Source organism: Amycolatopsis sp. WAC 04197 (assembly GCF_003947475.1).
Lineage (GTDB): Bacteria > Actinomycetota > Actinomycetes > Mycobacteriales > Pseudonocardiaceae > Amycolatopsis > Amycolatopsis japonica.
The window spans coordinates 70,351-91,118 of sequence record NZ_QHJK01000008.1 but is presented as its reverse complement, the minus strand read 5'-3'; the positions used below and the strand labels follow the sequence as shown (position 1 = coordinate 91,118).

The following is a 20,768-nucleotide window of genomic DNA, read 5'->3' as shown; positions in this document are numbered from 1 at the left end:
GTTAACCGCGGACGTGCAGGATCGCGTCCGCGTCGTTCAGCATCCCTTGGTCGAGCGGGAAGTAACCCTGCCGAGGGGTGGGATCGGTCCGGACACTCGCGGGCGGGACGTCGGAGGCGGGGAGCAGCCCCCACGCCGTGGTGACGTGCTTCTGCAGGAACCCCTCGTAGGTGTCGGGCTCCGGCTCCGCGAGCGCGATGTCCTCGCTTGCGCCGAGGCTGGTCGCGACGAACGTGTAGCGATCGCCGAGCAGCGGCGCCACCAGTGCGCCGGCGGGGAACCAGCTGGTCTCGGTGTCGGCGACCCGCATCGTGCTCGCCTGGCGCCGCAGATGGAGATTGTGGGCGAAGACCAGCGTCCGGCCGCGACCCGCTTCGGCGGCGCGGATGTCCAGCAGGTTCCGCGCCATGAAGGCGTCCCTGGCCGCGACGAGGGGCGCGTAGCGCTCGTGCGGTTCGAGAGGCTCGGCGCATTGCCGGTGGTAACGCAGCAGGTCGATCCCCGCCATGAGATGGATCTCCGCGCGCGACCACGCGTCCGATCCCGGCTTCCGGGAGCGAAGCGCGGTGAGCAGATCGGCCGCGATCGCGCGGAGGCGGTAGGCATCGGCCGTGGCGCCGGGCGAGGAAGCCGCGTCCATGACGGCTTCCGTGCGGCTCCAACGCTCGTCGTCGCCCGCCGGACCGGCGATGTCCACGTCGAGTCCGAGGAAGTCGCGGGCGTACTCGAGGTAGCGCCGTGGGCTGGGCGCGGACGTGTTCTCGGTCTGGGTGTCGAAGCCGTGGAACGAAAGGCGCTCCTCGGGAGGCCGGTTTTCGTTGTACTCGCGCATCCACGCGATCAGTCGCCTGTTCGCCTCGACGCCACCGAAGACGTGTGAGAAGCCCTCGCTCATCGCGAGGTCGAGGGTTCCGGTGCCGTCTTGGACGTAGTCGTTCGCGACGAGGGCGGCCACGCGATCGGTTTCGAGGGCGATCGAGCGGAAGCCGCGCTCGACGAGCTGGGCGAACAGTTCGTTGCGGATCTCCGCGAAGACCGGGGTCGCGTGCGTCGGTTCGCCCAGGGCCAGCAGGTCGCAGGAGGGGGTGACGAAGTCTCGGATGTCTTGACTCATGAGATTCAAGCATATCGTTGATGTTCCGGTTGAAACTTGGGTTGTCTTGAACTGCAGGATGCGCGCGAAAGCTTCAAACCGCACGTCAGGTGGTGAGCTTGGCTCGCTTCCTCCCAAGTACGTGAAGGCCTCCTTCCTTGCGCTAGACGCAGTGAAGGGGGCCTTCACGTACTTGGGGAAGGTGTGAAGGTCGAGTTTCCTCGGCTGAGCCGAGTGAAGGAGGCCTTCACGCGCCGCCGCTGCGACTGCTGGTGTCACTGAGGCTGCGGTGGCGGTCGCATAGTCCGTGAAGGCCTCCTTCACTACCTTCAGGGTAGGCAAGGAGGCCTTCACGGACCGGCGCCGAAGACTGCGGCACCGCAAGAAATCCACGGACGAATAACTGGATCCCTTTCCGCAATTCCGCTATAAAGCTTTAAGAACCCTTCGCGCGCGAAGGTGCTTCGCCTGCGAAGCAGCGTTTAAGATACGTGCGGGAGCGCAAGTGATCAGCACTTGAGGTGAATTGCCGCGTGGCAATCGCCGCGCGGCCGGAGTTCGGCCCTAGTTTGTCCCGCATGGTTGAGAAGGATTCGACGGCGCGGACCCGGGAACTGGGCCACCGCATGAAGGCGTTCCGGCAGCGCAGGCATTTCAGCGGAGCCGACGTCAGCCGCCGTAACGGCTGGTTGCAGAGCAAGGTCACGAGGTGGGAACAAGGGCTGCGCGAGCTGTCCGTGGTGGACGCGGCGCTGTATCTCGCGACCTGCGGCGAGGCGGAGCCCGAACGCGATCTGCTGCTGGAACTGACCCAGCCCGGCGGTGACCTGTACTGGGTCCGGCCGTACTTCGACGAGCTCGTCGACCCGATGAAATCCCTGGAGATCCAAGAAAACCTCGCGCATACGCTGGTGCGCTACGAGTCGTTGACGCTTCCCGGACTGCTGCAGACCGAACCGTACGCCCGCACCGCCTTCGAACTGATCGGCAACCGCGACCAGGCCCAGCTGGACAAGATCGTGAGCGCCCGGATGGAACGGCAGCGGTTGCTTCAGCGGGATCGTCCGCCGCGCTGCCGGTTCTTCGTGCACGAGCGCGCGTTGCGGTCGGTCGTCGGCGGTCCCCGGATCATGCACGAGCAACTGCTCCACCTCGTCCTGTCGGCGAATCTGCCTTATTGCTCCATTCGCATCGTCCCCGAAAGCGGCGAAGTGGGCAGGGTGCTCGAGAATTCCTTCACCATCATGGAATTCACGGAACATCCGGCGGTGGTGTACACGGATTCCTACGCGGCCGGGGTGTTCATCGACGACCGGGTGGCGGTCGAGGCCTATTATTCGCTCGTCGCGAGGTTGGAAAGCGATACCCTGACCGAGGAGAGATCACGGCAAATGCTCGCCGAATGGGCGGACCGGTACGACCGGATGGAGGAATGATCCGTCCGGGGTTTCCCGCCGCCTCCGCAGGGGGTAATCCTTCCGGGTAGCCAAGGAGAAGGAGTTCGTGGTGACGAAGACGCAGGGTGGTGCCCCGGTCGCCGAGGCGGAGATCGAGCGGAAGTACGACCTGGCGGCCGACCGGCCCATCCCGCCGCTGGTCCCGGCCGGCCCGGTGACGAACCAGGCCGATCCGAGGGTCGACGTCCTCGACGCCACGTACTTCGACACCGCCGACTTCCGGCTCGCGCAGGCGGGCATCACGCTGCGGCGGAGGCTCGGCGGTAGCGACGAGGGCTGGCATCTCAAACTCCCGGTCGGCGAGGACAGGCGAGAGGAACTCCGCCTCCCGCTGGCGGGGAAGCCGGACAAGGTGCCCGGCGCGCTGGCGAAACTGGTCCGGGCGCATACGCTCGGCGCCAAACTCGTCCAGGCCGCGCATCTGCGTACCGAGCGCACTTCGTACGCCTTGCTCGACGCCGACGGGCGCGAGCTCGCGACGCTGACCGACGACGTCGTCACCGGCGAGGCAGGCGGGGACAAGGCGCACCTCGACCGCTGGCGGGAGATCGAGATCGAACTCTCGCCCGGCGCCGACCCCGAACTGCTCCAAAGCCTGGAGCAGGCGGTCTTGGAAGGAGGCGCCGAGCGGTCGAGGTGGCCGTCGAAGCTCCGGCGGCTGACCGACGACCTCGTGCCCCCGGCCAGGGGAGCTTGCGGCTCGGTACTGGCGGACTACCTCGCCGAGCAGCTGGACGCGCTGCGACGCAACGACATCGGGGTCCGCCGGGACGTCGAGGACGCGGTACACCAGATGCGCGTGGCGACCAGGCGGCTGCGGAGCGCCTTGAAAACCTTCCGCCGCTCGCTGGACGCCGACGTCGCGGCCGAGCTCGCCGAGGAACTCCGCTGGCTCGGCGGCGAACTCGGGCCGGCGAGGGACAGCGAGGTCATGGCCGCGCGCCTGCACGACGAGGTCAAGGCGCTCCCGGCCGAGCTCGTGCTGGGGAACGTCGAGCAGCTGATGACGCGCCACTTCGCGCGCGAGGGCGAAGAGGCCAAGGCGCGCGCCATCCGGGCGCTCGACAGCAAGCGGTACACGAAGCTGTTGCGAGCGCTGGAAAAGATCGTCGGCAAACCGCGGAAGATCAAGGATGGCAAGAAAGAACTACGCAAGGCCGTCGCACGGTCGGGCCGGAAGCTGAGCAAGGCGGTGGCCGCGGCGAGCAAGCTCGAGCCCGGCGCGGAGCAGGACGCCGCCTTGCACGAGGTGCGCAAGAAGGCCAAGCGAGCCCGCTACGCGGCGGACGCGGTCCGGCCGGTGACCGGCAAGAAGCTTCGAAAATGGCGAAAGAACGTCAAGGCGGTGCAGAGCACGCTCGGCGAGCATCACGACATCGTGGTCAGCCGGGAGGTCCTGCGCCTCCTCGGCCTCCGCGCCTACGCCGAGAACGAAAACGCTTTCACCTACGGGCTCCTGCACGGGCGTTCGGTCGCCGAAGCCGACGCCGCGCACCGGCGCTTCGCCGGGAAATGGCAAAAGGCGGGTAAAGGTTCTCGTCCGAAATGGCTCAAATGAGGTAGCCCGGGTTGACCTGCCGCCGTCGTTGAGTAACGTCGAGGGAACTTGGTGGTCTGGAGAGAGGCGCCCCCAATGTTGCCTGGCCAGCGCGTACCCGGCGAACAGCCGGACCTGGCCGTGACCACCTGCCGCCGCAAGGACGGCGTTCTCATCCTCACCGCGGTGGGGGAAATCGACGCGGCGACCGTCGGGCGCTTCCGCACCGAGCTCAGCGGCGCCTGCGTCAAAGGGAGGCACGTGATTCTCGACCTCTCCGGCGTCGGTTTCCTCAGCTGTGCCGGGTTGCAGGCACTCGAGGAGGCCAACGCGGCGTCGCCCCGGTTCTCGGTGATCGTGAAGACCGCTTTGGTGTCACGGATTCTCGATGTCAGCGGGGTCGGAGCGGACCTCGACGTCCGGTGGGACGTCGAGGACGTGCGGATCTAGTGTCGCGTGACCCTGTTTGCCTTGCGCCGCTGCGGCCCACGCGGCCCCTGGCGGCGTCGGAGAAAAGCCCGAGTACATCCAGTACGAGCGACTTTTCTCCGTCTTGCCAGGAACCACGTGGATCCACAGCGGCGCAAGGCAACAGGGCCACGCGACACTAGTCGAGTTCGACCTCGTCGGCGGAGACGTCCGGCAGCAGGCCACGCCACCGCGGATTGCGCAGGCAGCCCGCGTCGGTCCAGCCGCCGAAGACGACCTCGCCGACGATGGTCGGCCGCGACCAGCGCGCGTCCCGAGCCTGTTTGTCCGGAACGGAATGGAACGGGGATGTCTTGCGCTCCAAGCGGAACAGCTGTTTGGACAGTTCCTCCAGCTCGTCACCCGCGAAGCCGACACCGCAGTTTCCGATGTACCGCAAGCCGTCTTCGTGTGGCACGCCGAGCAACAGCGAGCTGAACGTGCCCGCCCGGCTGCCGCCACCCGGCCGCCAGCCGCCCAGTACCACTTGCTGCACCAGGGTTCCCGTGATGGAAAGCCATTCCCCGGTGCGCTTTCCGGGGTGGTACGCGGAGTCGGCCCGTTTGGCGACGACGCCGGCGAGTCCGTGTTCGCGAGCCGCCCTCGCGACCGCGCCACCGTCACCGAGGTAGTACCGGGGAACCTGCCAGTGCGGTCCGGCGAGCCCGAGTTCGTCGAGCAGTTCCCGTCGTTCGACATAGGGCGTCCCGACACACGAGCGGCCGTCGAGATGCACGAGATCGTTCACCAGGTAGAACGCCGGATACCGTGAGGTGAGCCGCTTGGCGGAGTTCTTCGTCGCCCGCGCGCGGTGCCCGAGCCCTTCCGCGCTCGGCTTCCCGCCGTCGAAGACGACGATTTCCCCGTCGAGGAAGACTTCCGTGGCCCCGAGTTGTTCGCCGAGGCCGCGGAATTCGGGATACAGGCCGGTGACGTCGTCGCCTGAATCGTCGTAGGCGGTGATCCGGCCCCCGGATACGCGGATCAGCGTGCGGCGCCCGGACCAGTCGAATTCGTAAGCCCATTCCGGGTCTTCGCCGGTCGAGGGGAGACGGCCCGGTTTGGTCAGCATCGGGGCGAGGAAGGAGGGGAGTTCCTTCCGGCCGGGGTCGGCGGGGTCGAGCCGTTTGAGCAGCCAGCCGTTGTCGCGTCCGTCCTTCTTCACGTTGAGGAACAGGTATTTCCCGCGTGCCCGTGCGCCGTGGAAGACGACTTCGACCTTGTGGTCGTTGAAGTGCAGCGTTTCGTACCGGCCGGTGTCCCAGATGGTCATCGTGCCGCCGCCGTATTCGCCCGCCGGGATCTCGCCTTCGAAGGTGAGGTATTCCATCGGGTGGTCTTCGGTGTGCACGGCCAGACGCTCTTGGTCCGGCGCCATCGGCAGGCCCTTCGGCACCGCCCAGGAGACGAGGACCCCGTCCCGTTCGAGGCGGATGTCCCAGTGCAGGCTGCTCGCGTGATGTTCCTGGATGACGAAGAGATCGTCGGCCCCGGTCTTCCCGTCGCGATCCGGCAGGGGTTCGGGAGTTCGCCCAGGTCTGCGCTTACGGCGGTATTCGCCGAGTTTCTCCGCCATGGTCGGCCGGCGCACCCCTTTCCGGATCGGGTCACGCAAGCCTAGCGCCGTTCACCGTCCTTCCGTGCGCCGAAGGTCCCTTTTCCCACGGTAAAAGGAGGAAAAGGGACCTTCGGCACCGATGTGGTTCAGTCGGTCTCGGCCAGCGCCTCCGCGAACTGGGCGGCGTAGAGCCGGGAGTACGCACCACCGGTGAGCAGCAGCGTTTCGTGGTCGCCCTGTTCGACGATCGACCCGTTCTCCATCACCAGGATGACGTCCGCGTCGCGGATGGTGGAGAGCCGGTGCGCGATGACGAAACTCGTCCGTCCCTCGCGCAGCGAATTCATCGCCCGCTGGATCAGCACCTCGGTCCGGGTGTCGACCGAACTGGTGGCCTCGTCGAGGATGAGGATCGCGGGCTTCGCCAGGAACGCCCGCGCGACGGTGATCAGCTGTTTCTCGCCCGCGCTGACCGTGCCGCCCTCGTCGTCGATCACCGTGTCGTAGCCGTCCGGAAGCGTGCGGACGAACCGGTCGACGTGGGTCGCCTTGGCCGCCGCCACGATCTCGTCCTGCGTGGCGCCCGCGGAACCGTAGGCGATGTTCTCCGCGATCGTGCCGCCGAACAACCACGCGTCCTGCAGCACCATGCCGGTCTTGGCGCGCAGGTCTTCGCGGTCCATCCCGGCGATGTCCACGCCGTCGAGGGTGATCCTGCCGCCGTCGAGTTCGTAGAACCGCATGAGCAGGTTGACCAGCGTGGTCTTCCCCGCGCCGGTCGGGCCGACGATGGCGACGGTGTGCCCCGGTTCGACGGTGAGCGACAGGTCCTCGATCAGCGGCGTGTCTTCGGCGTACCGGAAGGACACGTGCTCGAACTCGACCCGGCCCCGCACCTGCTCGACCCGCGCGGGTTCGGCGGGTTCCGGCTCCTGCTCATCCGCGTCGAGAAGCGCGAAGACCCGCTCCGCGGACGCGATACCGGACTGCAGCAGGTTCGCCATGCTGGCGATCTGGGTGACCGGCTGGCTGAACTGCCGTGAATACTGGATGAACGCCTGGACATCACCGAGTGACAGCGTCCCGGACGCCACCCGCAGCGCGCCGATCACGGCCACCAGCACGTAGCTCAGGTTGCCGATGAACATCATCGCGGGCTGGATGGTGCCCGAGATGAACTGCGCCTTGAAGCTCGCGCCGTAGAGCGTGTCATTGTGCTCCCGGAAGACCTCCTCGGCCTCCTGACGGCGGCCGAACACCTTGACCAGCGAGTGCCCGGTGTACATCTCCTCGATATGCGCGTTGAGCCGTCCGGTGGTGGACCACTGCTTGATGAACTGCGGCTGCGCCTTCTTGCCGATCTTGGCCGCGACGATCACCGACGCGGGCACCGACAGCAGCGCGACCAGCGCGAGCACCGGCGAGATGACGAACATCATCACGAGCACGCCGACGACCATCAGCAGCGACGACACGATCTGCGCGAGGGTCTGTTGCAGGGACAGCGCGAGATTGTCGATGTCGTTGGTCGCCCGGCTCAGCACCTCGCCGCGGGGCTGGCGGTCGAAGTAGCTCAGCGGGAGCTTGGCGAACTTCTCCTCGATCCGTTCCCGCAGGTCGAACACCGCCCGCTGGACCAGATTCGTGGTCAGCCGCGCCTGCAGCAGCGAGAAGAACGACGCCACGATGTAGAGCAGCAGCACCCACAGCAGGACCTGGCCGACGGCGTCGAGGTCGATGCGCTGGCCCGGTACGAAGTCGATCCCCGAGAAGAGGTCGGCGAGGGTGTTGTTGCCTTCAGCCCGCAGGCCGGCGATCACCTGCTCCTTGCTCACCCCCGCGGGCATGTCCTTCGCGACGACGCCCGCGAAGATGAGGTCCGTCGCCATGCCGAGGATCTTCGGCCCGATGACGCTCAGCGCGACACTGGCGACGCCGAACAGCAGGATGCCGTACAGCATGGCGCGTTGCGGTTGGAGCAGCCGCAGCAGCCGTTTCAAGGATCCCTTGAAGTCCAAGGCCTTCTCGGCGGACTGGCCGCCCATGAAGGCGGCGGGGCCGCGGCCGAGACCGCCTCCGCCGGGGCCGGGTCCCCGTGCCGCGCTCGCGCGCTCGCCCAGGGGTTTGGCCTTCGTCGTGGATTCGGGCGCGCTCATCAGGCGGCCTCCTGCTCGGTCAGCTGGGACAGCACGATCTCGCGATAGGTTTCGTTGCCGTCCATGAGTTCGGTATGCGTGCCGGTGCCGACGACGCGGCCTTCGTCGAGCACGACGATGCGGTCCGCGTGGCGGATCGTGCTGACCCGCTGCGCGACGATGACCACGGTCGCTTCGGCGGTCTCGGCCACGAGCGCCCGCCGTAGCGCGGCGTCGGTCGCGTAGTCGAGCGCGGAGAACGAGTCGTCGAACAGATAGATCTCGGGACGCCGCACCAGCATCCTGGCGATCGCGAGCCGCTGGCGCTGCCCGCCCGAGACGTTGGTCCCGCCCTGTGCGATGGGGGAGTCGAGCCCCTCGGGCATCCGTTCGACGAAGTCCTTGCCCTGCGCCACCTCCAGCGCGTGCCAGAGTTCCTCGTCGGTGGCGTCGGCCTTGCCGTAGCGCAGGTTGCTCGCGACCGTCCCGGCGAAGAGGTACGGCTTCTGCGGCACCAGCCCGACGGCGTCGGAAAGCACGGTCGCGTCCAGTTCACGGACGTCGACGCCGTCGACGCGCACCGAGCCGTCGGTGGCGTCCATCAGCCGGGGGATCAGGTTGAGCAATGTGGTCTTCCCGCTGCCCGTGCTGCCGATGATCGCGGTGGTCTCACCGGGCAGGGCCAGCAGCGAGATGTCCTGCAGCACCGGCTTCTCCGCGCCGGGGTAGCGGAATTCCACATCGGACAGTTCGAGCCGCCCGTGCACCTCGCCGGGGCTCACCGGGTTCGCCGGGAGGACGACGCTGGTGTGCGTGTCCAGCACCTCGGTGATGCGCTCGGCGCTGACCTCGGCACGGGGCACCATCATGAACATGAAGGTGGCCATCATGACCGCCATCAGGATCTGCATCAGGTACGACAGGAACGCGGTGAGCGCGCCGATCTGCATGCTGCCGTCGTCGATGCGCAGCCCGCCGAACCACAGCACGGCGACGCTGGACGCGTTCATCACGAGCATCACGATGGGGAACATGAGGGCCATCAGCCTGCCGACGACCAGCGAGACGTCCAGCAGTTCGGTGTCGGCCTTCGTGAACCGCCGCCGCTCGTGGGTGTCCTTGACGAACGCGCGGATCACGCGGATGCCCATGATCTGCTCGCGCAGGATCTGGTTGATCTTGTCGATGCGCTCCTGCATCAGCCGGAACGCCGGCCGCATCTTCGCGATGATGATCCCGACCGAGACACCGAGGATCGGCACCGCGAGCACCAGCAGCCACGAGAGCGTGACGTCCTGGTTCAGCGCCATGATGATGCCGCCGAAGCACATGATGGGCGCGGACACCATCAGGGTGAACGCCATCAACGTCAGCATCTGCACCTGCTGGACGTCGTTGGTCGTGCGGGTGATCAGGGACGGCGTCCCGAACTGGCCGACCTCGCGGGCGGAGAAGTCCTGGACCCGGTGGAAGATCGCGCCGCGGACGTCCCGGCCGACCGCCATCGCGGTGCGGGCGCCGTAGTAGACGGCGCCGATCGAACAGGCGATCTGCACCAGCGACACCAGCAGCATGACGCCGCCGACACCGAGGATGTAGTCGATGTCGCCCTTGACGACGCCGGAGTCGATGATGTCGGCGTTCAGGGTGGGGAGGTAGAGCCCGGCGAGGGTCTGGACGAACTGCAGCAGCACGATCAGCCACAGGTCTCGCCGGTACGGGCGCAGGTGAATGCGCAACAACTTCGTCAGCACAACGGTTTCTCCCCAGTGGTGGGTAGGGTGTTACTGCTTGTTCGGTTTCTTCACCGGTTCGGGTCCGGTGAGGGACGGGACGCCCGCGGCGGCCTCGTGCAGGAGGGCGGAGACCGTCTCCAGGAACGGCTCGGTGCCCTCGTTCATCAGCCAGTGGAAGAACGCCGTCTTCACCGCGGACTCCACGATGGCCGCCATCAGCCTGGCGTTCAACGCGTTTTCCGGGCCCGCCCCCGCCCGTTCGAGGATGCCCTCCGCCAGCACCCGTTCGACGGTGGCGTGGGCCTTGAGGAACTCGCCGTGCACCGACGGGTGGAGGATCATCGACCGCGCGAGCTTCACCGAGTCGCGGTTCGGCTCGCCCTCGCGGCCGTACGTCTCCAGAGTCGCGGCGCTGACCGCTTCCCACAAGGGCTCCTCTGGAGGCCTTTCGCGCAAGGCCTCCAGGACCCGTTCCTGCCGTTCGACGATGAACGAGCAGATCGCCTCCTCCTTGCTGGAGAAGTAGTTGTTGAACGTGCGCGACGAGACGCCCACGGCACTGGCGATGTCCTCGACGCGGACCTGCTCGACGCCCTTCTCCGCGGCCAGCCTGAGCGCTGCCTCGCTCATGGCGCGCCGGGCGGCGCGTTTCTTGCGTTCGCGCAGTCCCAAGGGCGCGTTCGGGTCCAGGGCCATGCCGCCAGGGTAGGCAAAAGTTGCGGGGCACGCAAATTCCTGCGCAGTCCGCACTTTTCGGACATCCCCCGTGGCGTGCAACACGCAAGATGCAGCCGAATGGCCTAGCGCGCCGCGCTCACCAGCCGTAACGCGTTCGTGACCAGGTCACTGCCAGCGGTTGAACGGAAACCGACTGTGGACACGGATAGTGACTTCTGCTTGCATGGCCGTCGTTGTGCTGGGGAGTGCGACACGGGTCCGGGTATGCGAAGAGAAAGAAGTGGAAGCACATGGTGACGCGGGCTCGAGGCTTGCTTGACCGCTCACGGGTTCTTCTGGACCGTTCCAGGGTCGCCGCGGCGCAGTTCCTCGCCGCACCGCCCCGGCACGCTCCGTCGGCTCCACCGGTCGAACCGGAAGTGGAGCAGCGGCCTGCCGTGGAAGCGCCGGACGCCGGCGCGCTCGCGGGTGTCTGCTCCAACGTCGCGTTGCGCGACCTCAATCTGCTCGACCAGCTGCTCGCGCAGCTGGAGACGATGGAGGCGGGGGAGGAGAACTCCGACCGCCTCGCCGAGCTCTACCGGCTCGACCACCTCGCCACCCGGTTGCGGCGCAACGCGGAGAACCTGCGCGTGCTCGCCGGCCGGGACGCCGACGACACGACGGCCGGGATCTCTTCCGTGCTCGACGTGATGCGGGCGGCGATGTCGTCGATCGACCACTACTCGCGGATCACGATCGGCCGCGTCGTTTCGCTCGGCGTCGTCGGCTTCGCCGCCGAGGACGTCAGCCGGATCCTCGCGGAACTGTTCGACAACGCGGCGAACCAGTCGTCACCGAGTTCTCCGGTCAGCGTCAGCGCGCACCTCACCGAACAGGGGAGCGTGCTGATCCGGATCGAGGACGAGGGCATCGGCATGCCGCCCGAACGGCTCGCGGTGCTGAACGAACGGCTGGCGGCCGGCCCGGTGCTCGACGACGATTCCGTGCGGCACATGGGACTCGCGGTCGTCGGCAGGCTCGCCGACCGCCACGAGATCACCGTCAAACTCGACCGCCGCACCCCGCACGGCACGGTCGCCACCGTGCTGCTGCCGGTCCCGGTGGTCTCGGAACTGGCCGAGAAGCAGTGGTCCGGTTCGCAGACGGTCGTGCTGCCGCAGGCAAGGATCACCAACGGCGCGCCCGTTGGCGGGCCGGTCGCGACGCCGTCCGGGCTGCCGAGGCGCCGCCCGGCCCCGTCGGTGGCACCGGAACCCGAACGGAAGCCCAGCCCGCGTCCGCGCTCGGCCTTCCAGCCGCCCGCCGACGGCGGCACGACGGCCAGCGGTCTACCGCGCCGGGTTTCCCGCAGTATCAGGACTTTGCCCGACGAACCGGCCCCGCCGACCACCCCGCCCGCCGACGCGGCGGACGGGCACGAGGCGCTGCTGGCCGACCTCGATGCCTTCACCGACGGCGAGCGTGCCGCTCTCGACGACCGGCACGAGCGTGAGACCGGAGGAAACACCCAGTGACCGCCCAGGACGCGACCACGGATTTCACGTGGCTGCTCGACGACTTCGTGCGCAAGGTGCACGGTGCCAGCCACGCGCTGATCATGTCCGTCGACGGTTTCCCTTTGACCGCGTCGGAATCGGTGTCCAGTGACGACGCCGAGCAGCTCGCCGCGATCGCGAGCGGCCTGCTCAGCCTCGCGGGCAACAGCGCCGCGCTGTTCGGCAAGGGCAACTGCGAGCAGATCATCATCCGGCTGACCCGCGGGTACTTCCTCTTCATGGGGATCGGTGCCGAAGCGGGGCTCGCGGTGCTCACCGAACCGGACTGCGACATGAAGGTCGTCGCCTACGAGATGACCCAGTTCATCACCAACGCCGGTCACGCGCTCACCCCCGAGGTGCGAGCGGGGCTCCGGCAGGTCCTGACCGCCCGACGGCCGCAGGCCTGAGAATCCGGAGAAGGAAGGGATGACCGTGTCCAGCGACCAATCTCCGGACCGGCCCGTCAAGATGCGCAGCCGCAGAATCCGGCCGTACGCGCTGACCGGCGGCCGGACCAAGAGCAGCCAGCTGCTGCTGGTGGAGACCCTGATCTCGGTCCCGCGTTACGACCCGTCGCTGGCCGAGGCGCTGATGCCCGAATCGCGCTCGCTGTACGAGCGCGCCCGCGAACGCTCGTCGATCGCCGAGCTTTCGGTGGGACTGGATCTGCCACTGGGCGTGGTCCGGGTGCTCATCGGCGACCTCGCCACCCAGGGCGCCGTCTTCGTGCACCCGACGGCCCACGCCTACAACCACGATACGAACGTGCTCGAGAGGATCCTCGATGGACTCAAGCGCCTCCCGGTCTGACGCCGATCTGCTGGCGATCTCCGCCAAGATCGTGGTCGCCGGTGGATTCGGCGTTGGCAAGACGACGTTCGTCGGCTCCGTCTCCGAGGTCCCGCCCCTGAGCAACGAAGCCTGGATGACCGAGGCCGGGGCCGGGGTCGACGAGCTGGTACCGCCCGGAACCAAATCCACCACCACGGTCGCGATGGACTTCGGCCGGATCACCCTGCGTGAAGACCTGCTCCTGTACCTGTTCGGCACACCCGGCCAGGCCCGGTTCTGGTTCCTCTGGGACGACCTTTCGCGCGGCGCGCTCGGTGCCGTCGTCCTGGTCGACACCAGCCGGATCGACCAGTCGTTCGCCGCGATCAACTACTTCGAGAACGACTCGGAGCTGCCGTTCATCGTCGCGGTCAACCAGTTCGAGGGGATGCCGGTGCACGACCTCGAAGAGGTCCGCGACGCGCTGGCGCTCTCCCCGGACATCCCGCTGGTCACCTGCGACGCCCGCGACCCGAAGTCGGCGGTCGCGACGCTGCAGGAACTGGTGTCGCACACGTTGTCCCTCGCGGTGGTCTCCGGGCCAGGCCGCGAGTTCGCCGCACTCAGCTGAACGGGTTCTGGGAGGAACGCAGAGGATGCGCAAGGTTCTGATCGTCGGTGCCGGGCAGTCGGGGTTGCAGCTGGCCTTGAGCCTGCTGTCCCACGACTACGACGTCACGGTGATGTCGGCGCGGACGCCGGACGAGATCCGCTCCGGCAAGGTGATGTCGACCCAGTGCATGTTCCATTCGGCTTTGCAGCACGAGCGGGACCACAAGCTGAACCTGTGGGAGGACGAGACCGTCAAGGTCGAGGGACTCGGCGTTTCCATCGCCGGCCCCGATTCCAGCCGGGTGCTGGACTGGTTCGGGCCGCTGGAGCACTACGCGCAGTCGGTCGACCAGCGGGTGAAGATGGCGGCCTGGCTGGAGCTGGTGGAGGACCGCGGCGGCAAGGTCGTCATCCACGGCGTCACCACCTCGGATCTGGCCCCGCTGGCGAAGCTGTACGACCTGGTGGTCATCGCGGCGGGCAAGGGCGAACTGGTCCAGCTGTTCGACCGGATCCCGGAGCGTTCGCCGTACACCGAACCCCAGCGCGCGCTTTCGCTGGCGTACGTGCACGGGCTGGAGCGCCGGCCCGAGCATCCGGACAAGGCGGCGGTGCGGTTCAACATCATCCCCGGCGTGGGTGAACTGTTCATGATCCCCGCGTACACGCTGAGCGGGAACTGCGACATCCTGTTCTTCGAGGGGATTCCCGGTGGCCCGCTCGACTGCTGGGACGACAGGCCCACGCCGCAGCAGCATCTCGACCGGATCCTGTCGCTGATGAAGCAGTTCCTCCCGTGGGAGTACGAACGCTCACGGAACGCAGTGCTGACCGACGACAAGGCGACGCTGGCCGGCGGGTACACCCCGGTCGTGCGGAACGCGGTCGGCAAACTGGGCTCGGGGACCGCGGTGCTCGGCATGGCCGACGTCGTGGTGGCCAACGACCCGATCACCGGCCAGGGCTCGAACAACGCGAGTCACTGCGCGGCGTCCTATCTGGACTCGATCCTCGAACGCGGGGACAAGCCGTTCGACGAGGAGTGGATGACCGCGTCGTTCGAGAAGTACTGGGAGTACGCCCAGCACGTCACGACCTGGACGAACGCGATGCTGCAGCCGCCGCCCCCGCACGTGCTCCAGATCATCGGCGCGGCGGGGGAGAACCCGGCCGTGGCCAAGCGGTTCGCGAACGGGTTCTCCGATCCGACCGATTTCCAGCACTGGTTCCTCGATCCGGCGAAGGCGGAGAAGTACCTGGCCGAGGCCTGATTCCGGTAGTGCGACAGTCCCGCGTCCGAGTGTGCGGGACTGTCGCGGTGCGCCGTTTCGGGCTACCGTTGTCACCGTGCGTGAGTACGGTCGGTGACGGCAGCGGAGGTGCGGCTCGATGCGTTCGATGTGGAAGGGCTCGGTGTCCTTCGGGCTGGTGAGCATCCCGATCCAGCTCTACGCGGCCACCGAGAACAAGAACGTCTCGCTGCGCCAGGTGCACGAGGCCGACGGCGGTCGCATCCAGTACAAGCGGTTCTGCACGATCGACGGCGAGGAAGTGCCCTACGCCGAGATCGCCAAGGGATACGAACTGCCCGACGGCGAGATGGTCGTACTCACCGACGAGGACATGTCCGAACTGCCGCTGGCGTCGTCACGGGCGATCGACGTGCTCGAGTTCGTGCCGCTGGAGTCCATCGACCCGATCCAGTTCGACAAGACCTACTACCTCGAACCGCAGAAGAACGCCGTCAAACCTTACGTGGTCCTGCGTGACGCGCTGCAGAAGGCGAGCCACGTGGCGGTCGCGAAGGTCGCCATCCGGCAGCGGGAGACGCTCGCGATCCTGCGGGTGCACAGCGACGTCCTGACGATGACGACGATGCTGTGGCCCGACGAGGTCCGCGTCCCGGATTTCGGTTTCCTGCACGACGATCCGCCGCAGGTGCGGCCGCAGGAACTGACGATGGCCGGCTCGCTGATCGACTCGCTGTCGGAGCCGGTGTTCGAGCAGGACAAGTACACGGACTCCTACCGTGAGGCGCTGGAGGCCATGATCGAGGCCAAGGCCGCCGGGAACGAGACGACCAAGCCGAAGGCCGTCGGCGCGAAGGCCGACGTCGTCGACCTCATGGAGGCCTTGCAGGCCAGCGTGAGCGAGGCGAAGAAGAGCAGGAAGCCGTCGACGGCCAAGAAGGCCACCGCGGCGAAGAAACCCGCGTCCGGCAAGCGAACCCCGAAGAGCGCCTGACCATCCTTTGTGGACTGTTGTGCCCGGCGTCACCCCGCCGGGTGCCGCGACACGCCGCGCGTATGCCAGGATCTGTCGTCCCTCGGTGGTAGTAAGGCAATCGAGGAGAACTTTCCTGAACGCGGGAGGCGGTATGAGCATGGAGTGCGCGTTCTGCGCCGTCGGACTCGACCACTGCCACGGCACCCTGGTGGTCCACCTCGACGGTGGCTTCACCGAATGCAGCGAAGACGGCTGCGTCGACTTCGACTTCGCGCGGCACACGCTGACGATCGACTGCTTCGACGTCGACGGCGGCTGCTCGTGCGCGGAGGTTTCGGCCCAGATGCTGCTGCGGGCTTCTTGACCGGCGGCCAATACACCAATCCGGCCCGATCCGGGTGATCGCGACCGATTGCCACTCGAAGGTGTAGGCGTTCGTGTACATCGCGGCCGGGAATGTGTTAACTATGACGGGGTCCTCCGGCTCTCCCTCCCCCTCGGAGCCGGGGGACCCCTTCATGTCACGGGTTTCCTGTCACGGCGCTTCCTTCGCGGTGTCGTGGATCGAAGCGCCGTCGCAGGCGCACACCGCGTCCCAGACCCCGTCTCCGTCCGCGTAGTCACGCGCGGGAAGGGCGCCCAGCGGCCCGAGCACCTCGTCGCCCGCTCCGGCCGCCGCGGCGGCCCGCAGGAGTTCGTCGCGTCCGCACGGATAACGCGCCTCCGTCAAGTACGGGCGCGGGTCTGTTCCTGCCATCGGCTCTCCCTCCTTCTCCTCGTCCGGGGCGGATACCCGGCGGGCGGGGAACGGAAACAGCCCGGGCACCCGGCGTGAGGGGAACGCCGGGTGCCCGGGCTGTTTCAGAACCGGCACCGGGGGGCTCGGTACCGGTTTCGGTCCGGTGCTCAGTACCAGTGGGCGCGACCGCCGATGGCCTTCCCGGTGTTCCCGAGAACGGCCAGGATGATGCCGATGACCGCCAGCGCGATCCCGATCGAGTACAGGACGGGAATGCTGGCGATGACACCGACGACAATCAGGATGACGCCGAGAATGATCACGGGAACACCTTCTCCTTCGTAGTCGCCCGGCCTGAGTGCTGCCGGGGTGTGGCTACGCAAGGGATTCCCGCCCCGAAATCGCGGGAAACAGGTCCATCCGGCCGAAGTTTTCACGCATTCGGCCTAACGCCGGGCGGTGCGCGTCGGGCACGCGCCCCAAGTACGTGAAGGCCCCCTTCACTGCGTCTAGCGCAAGGAAGGGGGCCTTCACGTACTGCCACTCACGAGGCGTGAAGGGCTCAGTACCGGTAGTGGTCCAGCTTGTACGGACCTTCGACGTCCACGCCGATGTACTCGGCCTGGCGCTTGGTCAGCTTGGTCAGCCGGACACCCAGCGCGTCCAGGTGCAGGCGGGCCACCTTCTCGTCGAGGTGCTTCGGCAGCACGTGGACGTCGGTGGCGTACTCGCCGGGCTTCGTGAACAGCTCGATCTGCGCGATCGTCTGGTTGGTGAAGGAGTTCGACATCACGAAGCTCGGGTGGCCGGTCGCGTTGCCGAGGTTCATCAGCCTGCCCTCGGAGAGCACGATGATCGAGTGCGCCTCGCGGTCCGCCGTCGCGGGGAAGACCCACTCGTGCACCTGCGGCTTGACCTCGATCTTCTGGATGCCCGGGATCTTCGCGAGGCCCGCCATGTCGATCTCGTTGTCGAAGTGGCCGACGTTCGCGACGATCGCGTTGTGCTTCATCTTGGCCATCTGGTCGGCCATGATGATGTCGAAGTTGCCGGTGGTGGTGATGAAGATGTCGCCGCGCTCGACGACGTCGTCGAGTTCCACGACGTCGAGGCCCTCCATCGCCGCCTGCAGTGCGCAGATCGGGTCGATCTCGGTGACGACCACGCGAGCGCCCTGGCCGCGCAGCGATTCCACCGCGCCCTTGCCGACGTCGCCGTAGCCGCAGACGACCGCGACCTTGCCCGCGATCATCACGTCGGTGCCGCGGTTGAGACCGTCGATGAGCGAGTGGCGGATGCCGTACTTGTTGTCGAACTTCGACTTCGTCACCGAGTCGTTCACGTTCATCGCCGGGAAGAGCAGTTCGCCTTCCTTGGCGAGCTTGTAGAGCCGCTTGACGCCGTTGGTGGTCTCCTCGGTGACGCCGCGGACCTCCTTGGCGATCCGGGTGAACCGGCCGGTGTCGCGGCTGAGGCTTTCGCGCAGGGTCTCCAGGACGAGGCCGTACTCCTCGCCGTCCTCCTCGGTCGCCTGCGGGACGGCGCCCGCCGCCTCGAACTCGACGCCCTTGTGGATCAGCAGGGTCGCGTCGCCGCCGTCGTCCAGGACCATGTTCGGGACGCGGCCGTCACCGAAGTCGAAGAGCTGGTCGGTGCACCACCAGTATTCGGCGAGCGTCTCGCCCTTCCACGCGAACACCGAGGAGCCCGAGGGGTTCTCGACGGTGCCGTTCGGGCCGACGACGACGGCCGCGGCGGCCTCGTCCTGCGTGGAGAAGATGTTGCAGGACACCCAGCGCACCTCGGCGCCCAGCGCGACGAGCGTCTCGATCAGCACGGCGGTCTGGACGGTCATGTGCAGCGAACCCGCGACCCGGGCGCCCTTCAGCGGCTGCGAGTCGGCGTATTCGCGGCGCAGCGCCATCAAGCCGGGCATCTCGACCTCGGCGAGGCGCAGCTGCTTGCGGCCGGCCTCGGCGAGGGAAAGGTCGGCGACGGCGAATTCGATCCCGTTGACCTTGGACAGGGTGGGGCTCACTGGTTCTCCATTCATCGAGGAAGGCAGGGCGGAGCGGTCCTTCTCGCCGGTGGCGGGAAAGACGGTGTCAGTACGGGGGTTCAGCGCACGGCCTCGACGACGAAGGCCGGAAAAGGGTTCTGACGCAAGAAAGGCACCTCCACAGTGGGAGGCGCCCTTACGTCTGTCGCGACGGGCCGAGCGTGGCGGAAGAATTCCGTCGCAGCGCCTCTCGACCCGGAACCAGAATGGCAAAGCGCCGCGAGCGCTGTCAAGGTGACGCGGGCGTGCCGAATTCGGCGCGGACGCCGAGCAGCCGGACCGGTCTGCCGAGGTCGAACATGCCGAGCACGGCCAGCGCCGCCTTCTCGATTTCGCCGGGGTCGGAGGTCGGTGCGGGCAGGGTCACGCTGTGCGTATGGGTCTGGAACGGGGCGAACCGGACCTTGACCGCGATCCGTGCGGCGGGCCTGCCCTCCTCGGCGACGTCCTGTGAGACCCGTTTCGAGAGTGCGGCGACCTCGGCGGCCATGACCTCGGGATCGGTGAGATTCTGCTGAAAAGTCGTCTCGCGGCTACGGGACCGTGCGACATAGGGCGTCGCGGTGACTTCGGCGTCGCCGAGCCCGCCGGCGAGGATCCGGTACCACGGGCCGAGCTTCGGGCCGAACCGGGCCGCGAGGTCCGCCGGATCGGCGCCCGCCAGTTCCAGCACGGTGTGATAGCCGGCCTCGGCGAGCTTCTTCGTGGTCTTGCCGCCGATGCCCCAGAGCGCGTCCGTCGGCTTTTCGGCCATGACCTCCCACCAGTTGTCCTGGACGAGACGGAAGATCCCCGCCGGTTTGGCGAAGCCGGTGGCGAGTTTGGCGCGCAGCTTGTTGTCCCCGATGCCGACCGAGCAGGAGAGCCCGGTCTCGTCGGCCACTTCCCGGCGGATGTCGGCGGCGAGTGCTTCGGGATCGGCGGTGGTGACGCCGAGGAACGCTTCGTCCCAGCCAAGCACCTCGACGACCACAGGGAATTCCCGCAGTGTCGCCATCACCCGATCGGAGACTTCTTGGTACGCGGGCGCGTCCGTGGCGAGGAAGATCGCGTCAGGACAGCGTTTCGCGGCGGTTCGCAACGGCATCCCGGACCGGATGCCGAATTCCCGCGCCTCGTACGACGCCGTCGCCACCACGGCCCGTTCGGTCGGATCGCCCGTGCCGCCGACGACCACGGGCTTGCCGCGCAGCTCAGGCCGCCGGGAGACCTCGACCGCCGCGATGAACTGGTCGAGGTCGACGTGAAGGACCCACTCCCGGCCGGCCATGAGCCGACCTTAGGCCCGTTCCGCGATCTCGTCGCGCATCCGCTGCTCGTTCTCCTGCAGTTCGGGCGTGAAGTTCTCACCGAAATCCTCGGCTTCGAGGATCTTGCGGACTTCGAGCACGGTGTCACCGGTCGGGGGAGTGGGGCAGCGCTTCGCCCACTCGATCGCTTCGGCGCGCGACGGGACATCGACAATCCAGAAGCCGCCGACGAGTTCCTTGGCCTCGGTGAACGGGCCGTCGGTGACGGTGGCCCCGGTGGCGCTGAGCGTGACCCGCGCGCCCTTCGAGCTCTCCTGCAGGCCCTCGCCGCCCACCAGCACCCCGGCGTCGAGCATCTCCTGGTTGAACTTCGCCATGGCGGTCAAAGCCTCCATCGGCGGCATCTTCCCGGCTTCGGAGTCTTCGTCCGCCTTGATGATGATCATGAACCGCATGCGTCTTCCTCCCAGTGAACCGGACGTTTCGCCCGGACTCTACCGGCGGCGGGGAAGACGGTCAGTCGCGCCCGAACCGGGACAGGTGCGCGATCACCGCCGCGGTCACGGTGATCATCCCGGTCAGCAGCAGGGCCGGGCTGTTCAGCATCAAGCCCAGCAGCATCAACAGGCCCGCCGTGATGTCGAGGCTCAGGAGGACGGCGAGCCGCAGGAGCGGGGGCCGGGCGGGCCTGCCGGCGCGGAGCCGGGCGGCCAGCGCCGGTTCGGTGAGCTCGAACCAGCGCTCGATCTTCTCCAGCTCTTGCCGATCATGATGGCTCAGCATCGGTTTCTCCTTCGGCGCGCCCCGGCCGTCGACAACCACGGAATACCCAGGAGCGGAGCTGGATAAGCATCGAATTTCGCTCCCGTTCGTATAACGACCTATACGCGAAGGCTTGGGAAGATCGA

21 protein-coding genes are annotated in these 20,768 nt (G+C 67.4%); 10 read left to right on the top strand and 11 right to left on the bottom strand.

Annotated features, from left to right (window positions below):
* Position 1 precedes the first annotated feature (1 nt).
* Positions 2-1,114: an erythromycin esterase family protein gene (locus DMC64_RS27500; RefSeq protein WP_125735880.1), complete on the bottom strand. Its 1,113-nt coding sequence runs from the start codon at positions 1,112-1,114 to the stop codon at positions 2-4.
* A 557-nt stretch (positions 1,115-1,671) separates the two neighbouring features.
* On the opposite strand from DMC64_RS27500, the gene DMC64_RS27495 reads away from it, so the two are divergent.
* The 3 genes from DMC64_RS27495 to DMC64_RS27485 all read left to right on the top strand — a co-directional run bounded on the left by DMC64_RS27495 (position 1,672) and on the right by DMC64_RS27485 (position 4,537).
* Positions 1,672-2,529, top strand: coding sequence for a helix-turn-helix transcriptional regulator (locus DMC64_RS27495; protein WP_037338891.1), 858 nt, complete (start codon positions 1,672-1,674; stop codon positions 2,527-2,529).
* Between the two features lie 67 nt (positions 2,530-2,596).
* Entirely contained in the window at positions 2,597-4,108 is a 1,512-nt protein-coding gene (locus DMC64_RS27490; RefSeq protein ID WP_125735879.1) for a CYTH and CHAD domain-containing protein, read from the top strand.
* A 75-nt stretch (positions 4,109-4,183) separates the two neighbouring features.
* Entirely contained in the window at positions 4,184-4,537 is a 354-nt protein-coding gene (locus tag DMC64_RS27485) for an STAS domain-containing protein (protein ID WP_037338886.1), read from the top strand.
* A 157-nt stretch (positions 4,538-4,694) separates the two neighbouring features.
* Here the strand turns inward: DMC64_RS27485 and DMC64_RS27480 are convergent, their stop codons facing one another.
* The 4 genes from DMC64_RS27480 to DMC64_RS27465 all read right to left on the bottom strand — a co-directional run bounded on the left by DMC64_RS27480 (position 4,695) and on the right by DMC64_RS27465 (position 10,680).
* Positions 4,695-6,131 (bottom strand): DNA polymerase ligase N-terminal domain-containing protein, encoded by a 1,437-nt coding sequence (locus tag DMC64_RS27480; protein WP_233629833.1) that lies wholly within the window; start codon positions 6,129-6,131, stop codon positions 4,695-4,697.
* 128 nt (positions 6,132-6,259) lie between these two features.
* Complete coding sequence (locus DMC64_RS27475) at positions 6,260-8,269, bottom strand: ABC transporter ATP-binding protein (protein ID WP_125735877.1); 2,010 nt, start codon at positions 8,267-8,269, stop codon at positions 6,260-6,262.
* Positions 8,269-10,002, bottom strand: coding sequence for an ABC transporter ATP-binding protein (locus DMC64_RS27470; RefSeq protein WP_125735876.1), 1,734 nt, complete (start codon positions 10,000-10,002; stop codon positions 8,269-8,271). The genes DMC64_RS27475 and DMC64_RS27470 overlap by 1 nt, the downstream gene beginning before the upstream one ends.
* A 30-nt stretch (positions 10,003-10,032) precedes the next feature.
* Positions 10,033-10,680 (bottom strand): TetR/AcrR family transcriptional regulator, encoded by a 648-nt coding sequence (locus DMC64_RS27465; RefSeq protein ID WP_125735875.1) that lies wholly within the window; start codon positions 10,678-10,680, stop codon positions 10,033-10,035.
* 272 nt (positions 10,681-10,952) lie between these two features.
* Here DMC64_RS27465 and DMC64_RS27460 point away from each other — a divergent pair, with 272 nt between their 5' ends.
* The 7 genes from DMC64_RS27460 to DMC64_RS27430 all read left to right on the top strand — a co-directional run bounded on the left by DMC64_RS27460 (position 10,953) and on the right by DMC64_RS27430 (position 16,176).
* Positions 10,953-12,179: a sensor histidine kinase KdpD gene (locus DMC64_RS27460; protein WP_125735874.1), complete on the top strand. Its 1,227-nt coding sequence runs from the start codon at positions 10,953-10,955 to the stop codon at positions 12,177-12,179.
* Positions 12,176-12,610 carry a roadblock/LC7 domain-containing protein gene (locus DMC64_RS27455; RefSeq protein WP_005159022.1) on the top strand — a complete coding sequence of 145 codons (435 nt, stop codon included), beginning with the start codon at positions 12,176-12,178 and terminating at the stop codon, positions 12,608-12,610. The genes DMC64_RS27460 and DMC64_RS27455 overlap by 4 nt, the downstream gene beginning before the upstream one ends.
* A gap of 19 nt (positions 12,611-12,629) precedes the next feature.
* Positions 12,630-13,013, top strand: coding sequence for a DUF742 domain-containing protein (locus DMC64_RS27450; RefSeq protein ID WP_016334731.1), 384 nt, complete (start codon positions 12,630-12,632; stop codon positions 13,011-13,013).
* Positions 12,988-13,605, top strand: a complete 618-nt coding sequence (locus tag DMC64_RS27445) for an ATP/GTP-binding protein (protein ID WP_016334730.1) — start codon at positions 12,988-12,990, stop codon at positions 13,603-13,605. Before DMC64_RS27450 ends, DMC64_RS27445 begins: the two co-directional genes overlap by 26 nt.
* A gap of 25 nt (positions 13,606-13,630) precedes the next feature.
* Positions 13,631-14,857, top strand: a complete 1,227-nt coding sequence (locus DMC64_RS27440) for a styrene monooxygenase/indole monooxygenase family protein (RefSeq protein WP_016334729.1) — start codon at positions 13,631-13,633, stop codon at positions 14,855-14,857.
* Between the two features lie 118 nt (positions 14,858-14,975).
* The gene (locus DMC64_RS27435; RefSeq protein ID WP_016334728.1) at positions 14,976-15,830 is read left to right on the top strand and encodes a Ku protein; all 855 of its coding nucleotides are present in this window, start codon (positions 14,976-14,978) and stop codon (positions 15,828-15,830) included.
* 133 nt (positions 15,831-15,963) lie between these two features.
* Positions 15,964-16,176, top strand: a complete 213-nt coding sequence (locus DMC64_RS27430) for a hypothetical protein (protein WP_125735873.1) — start codon at positions 15,964-15,966, stop codon at positions 16,174-16,176.
* A 171-nt stretch (positions 16,177-16,347) separates the two neighbouring features.
* Here DMC64_RS27430 and DMC64_RS27425 read toward each other — a convergent pair whose 3' ends face one another.
* The 6 genes from DMC64_RS27425 to DMC64_RS27405 all read right to left on the bottom strand — a co-directional run bounded on the left by DMC64_RS27425 (position 16,348) and on the right by DMC64_RS27405 (position 20,643).
* The gene (locus tag DMC64_RS27425) at positions 16,348-16,569 is read right to left on the bottom strand and encodes a DUF2795 domain-containing protein (RefSeq protein ID WP_037340145.1); all 222 of its coding nucleotides are present in this window, start codon (positions 16,567-16,569) and stop codon (positions 16,348-16,350) included.
* Positions 16,570-16,718: 149 nt separating this feature from the next.
* Complete coding sequence (locus DMC64_RS43015) at positions 16,719-16,874, bottom strand: DUF6131 family protein (protein ID WP_007034891.1); 156 nt, start codon at positions 16,872-16,874, stop codon at positions 16,719-16,721.
* A 239-nt stretch (positions 16,875-17,113) separates the two neighbouring features.
* On the bottom strand, positions 17,114-18,589 hold the full coding sequence (ahcY, locus tag DMC64_RS27420) for an adenosylhomocysteinase (RefSeq protein ID WP_199755113.1): 1,476 nt from the start codon (positions 18,587-18,589) through the stop codon (positions 17,114-17,116).
* A gap of 250 nt (positions 18,590-18,839) precedes the next feature.
* Positions 18,840-19,880: a DNA polymerase IV gene (locus DMC64_RS27415; protein ID WP_125735871.1), complete on the bottom strand. Its 1,041-nt coding sequence runs from the start codon at positions 19,878-19,880 to the stop codon at positions 18,840-18,842.
* Positions 19,881-19,889: 9 nt separating this feature from the next.
* A complete protein-coding gene (locus DMC64_RS27410; protein ID WP_037338865.1) occupies positions 19,890-20,315 on the bottom strand; it encodes a YciI family protein in 426 nt (141 codons plus the stop codon).
* 61 nt (positions 20,316-20,376) lie between these two features.
* Complete coding sequence (locus DMC64_RS27405; RefSeq protein ID WP_125735870.1) at positions 20,377-20,643, bottom strand: DUF3040 domain-containing protein; 267 nt, start codon at positions 20,641-20,643, stop codon at positions 20,377-20,379.
* Positions 20,644-20,768: the final 125 nt, after the last annotated feature.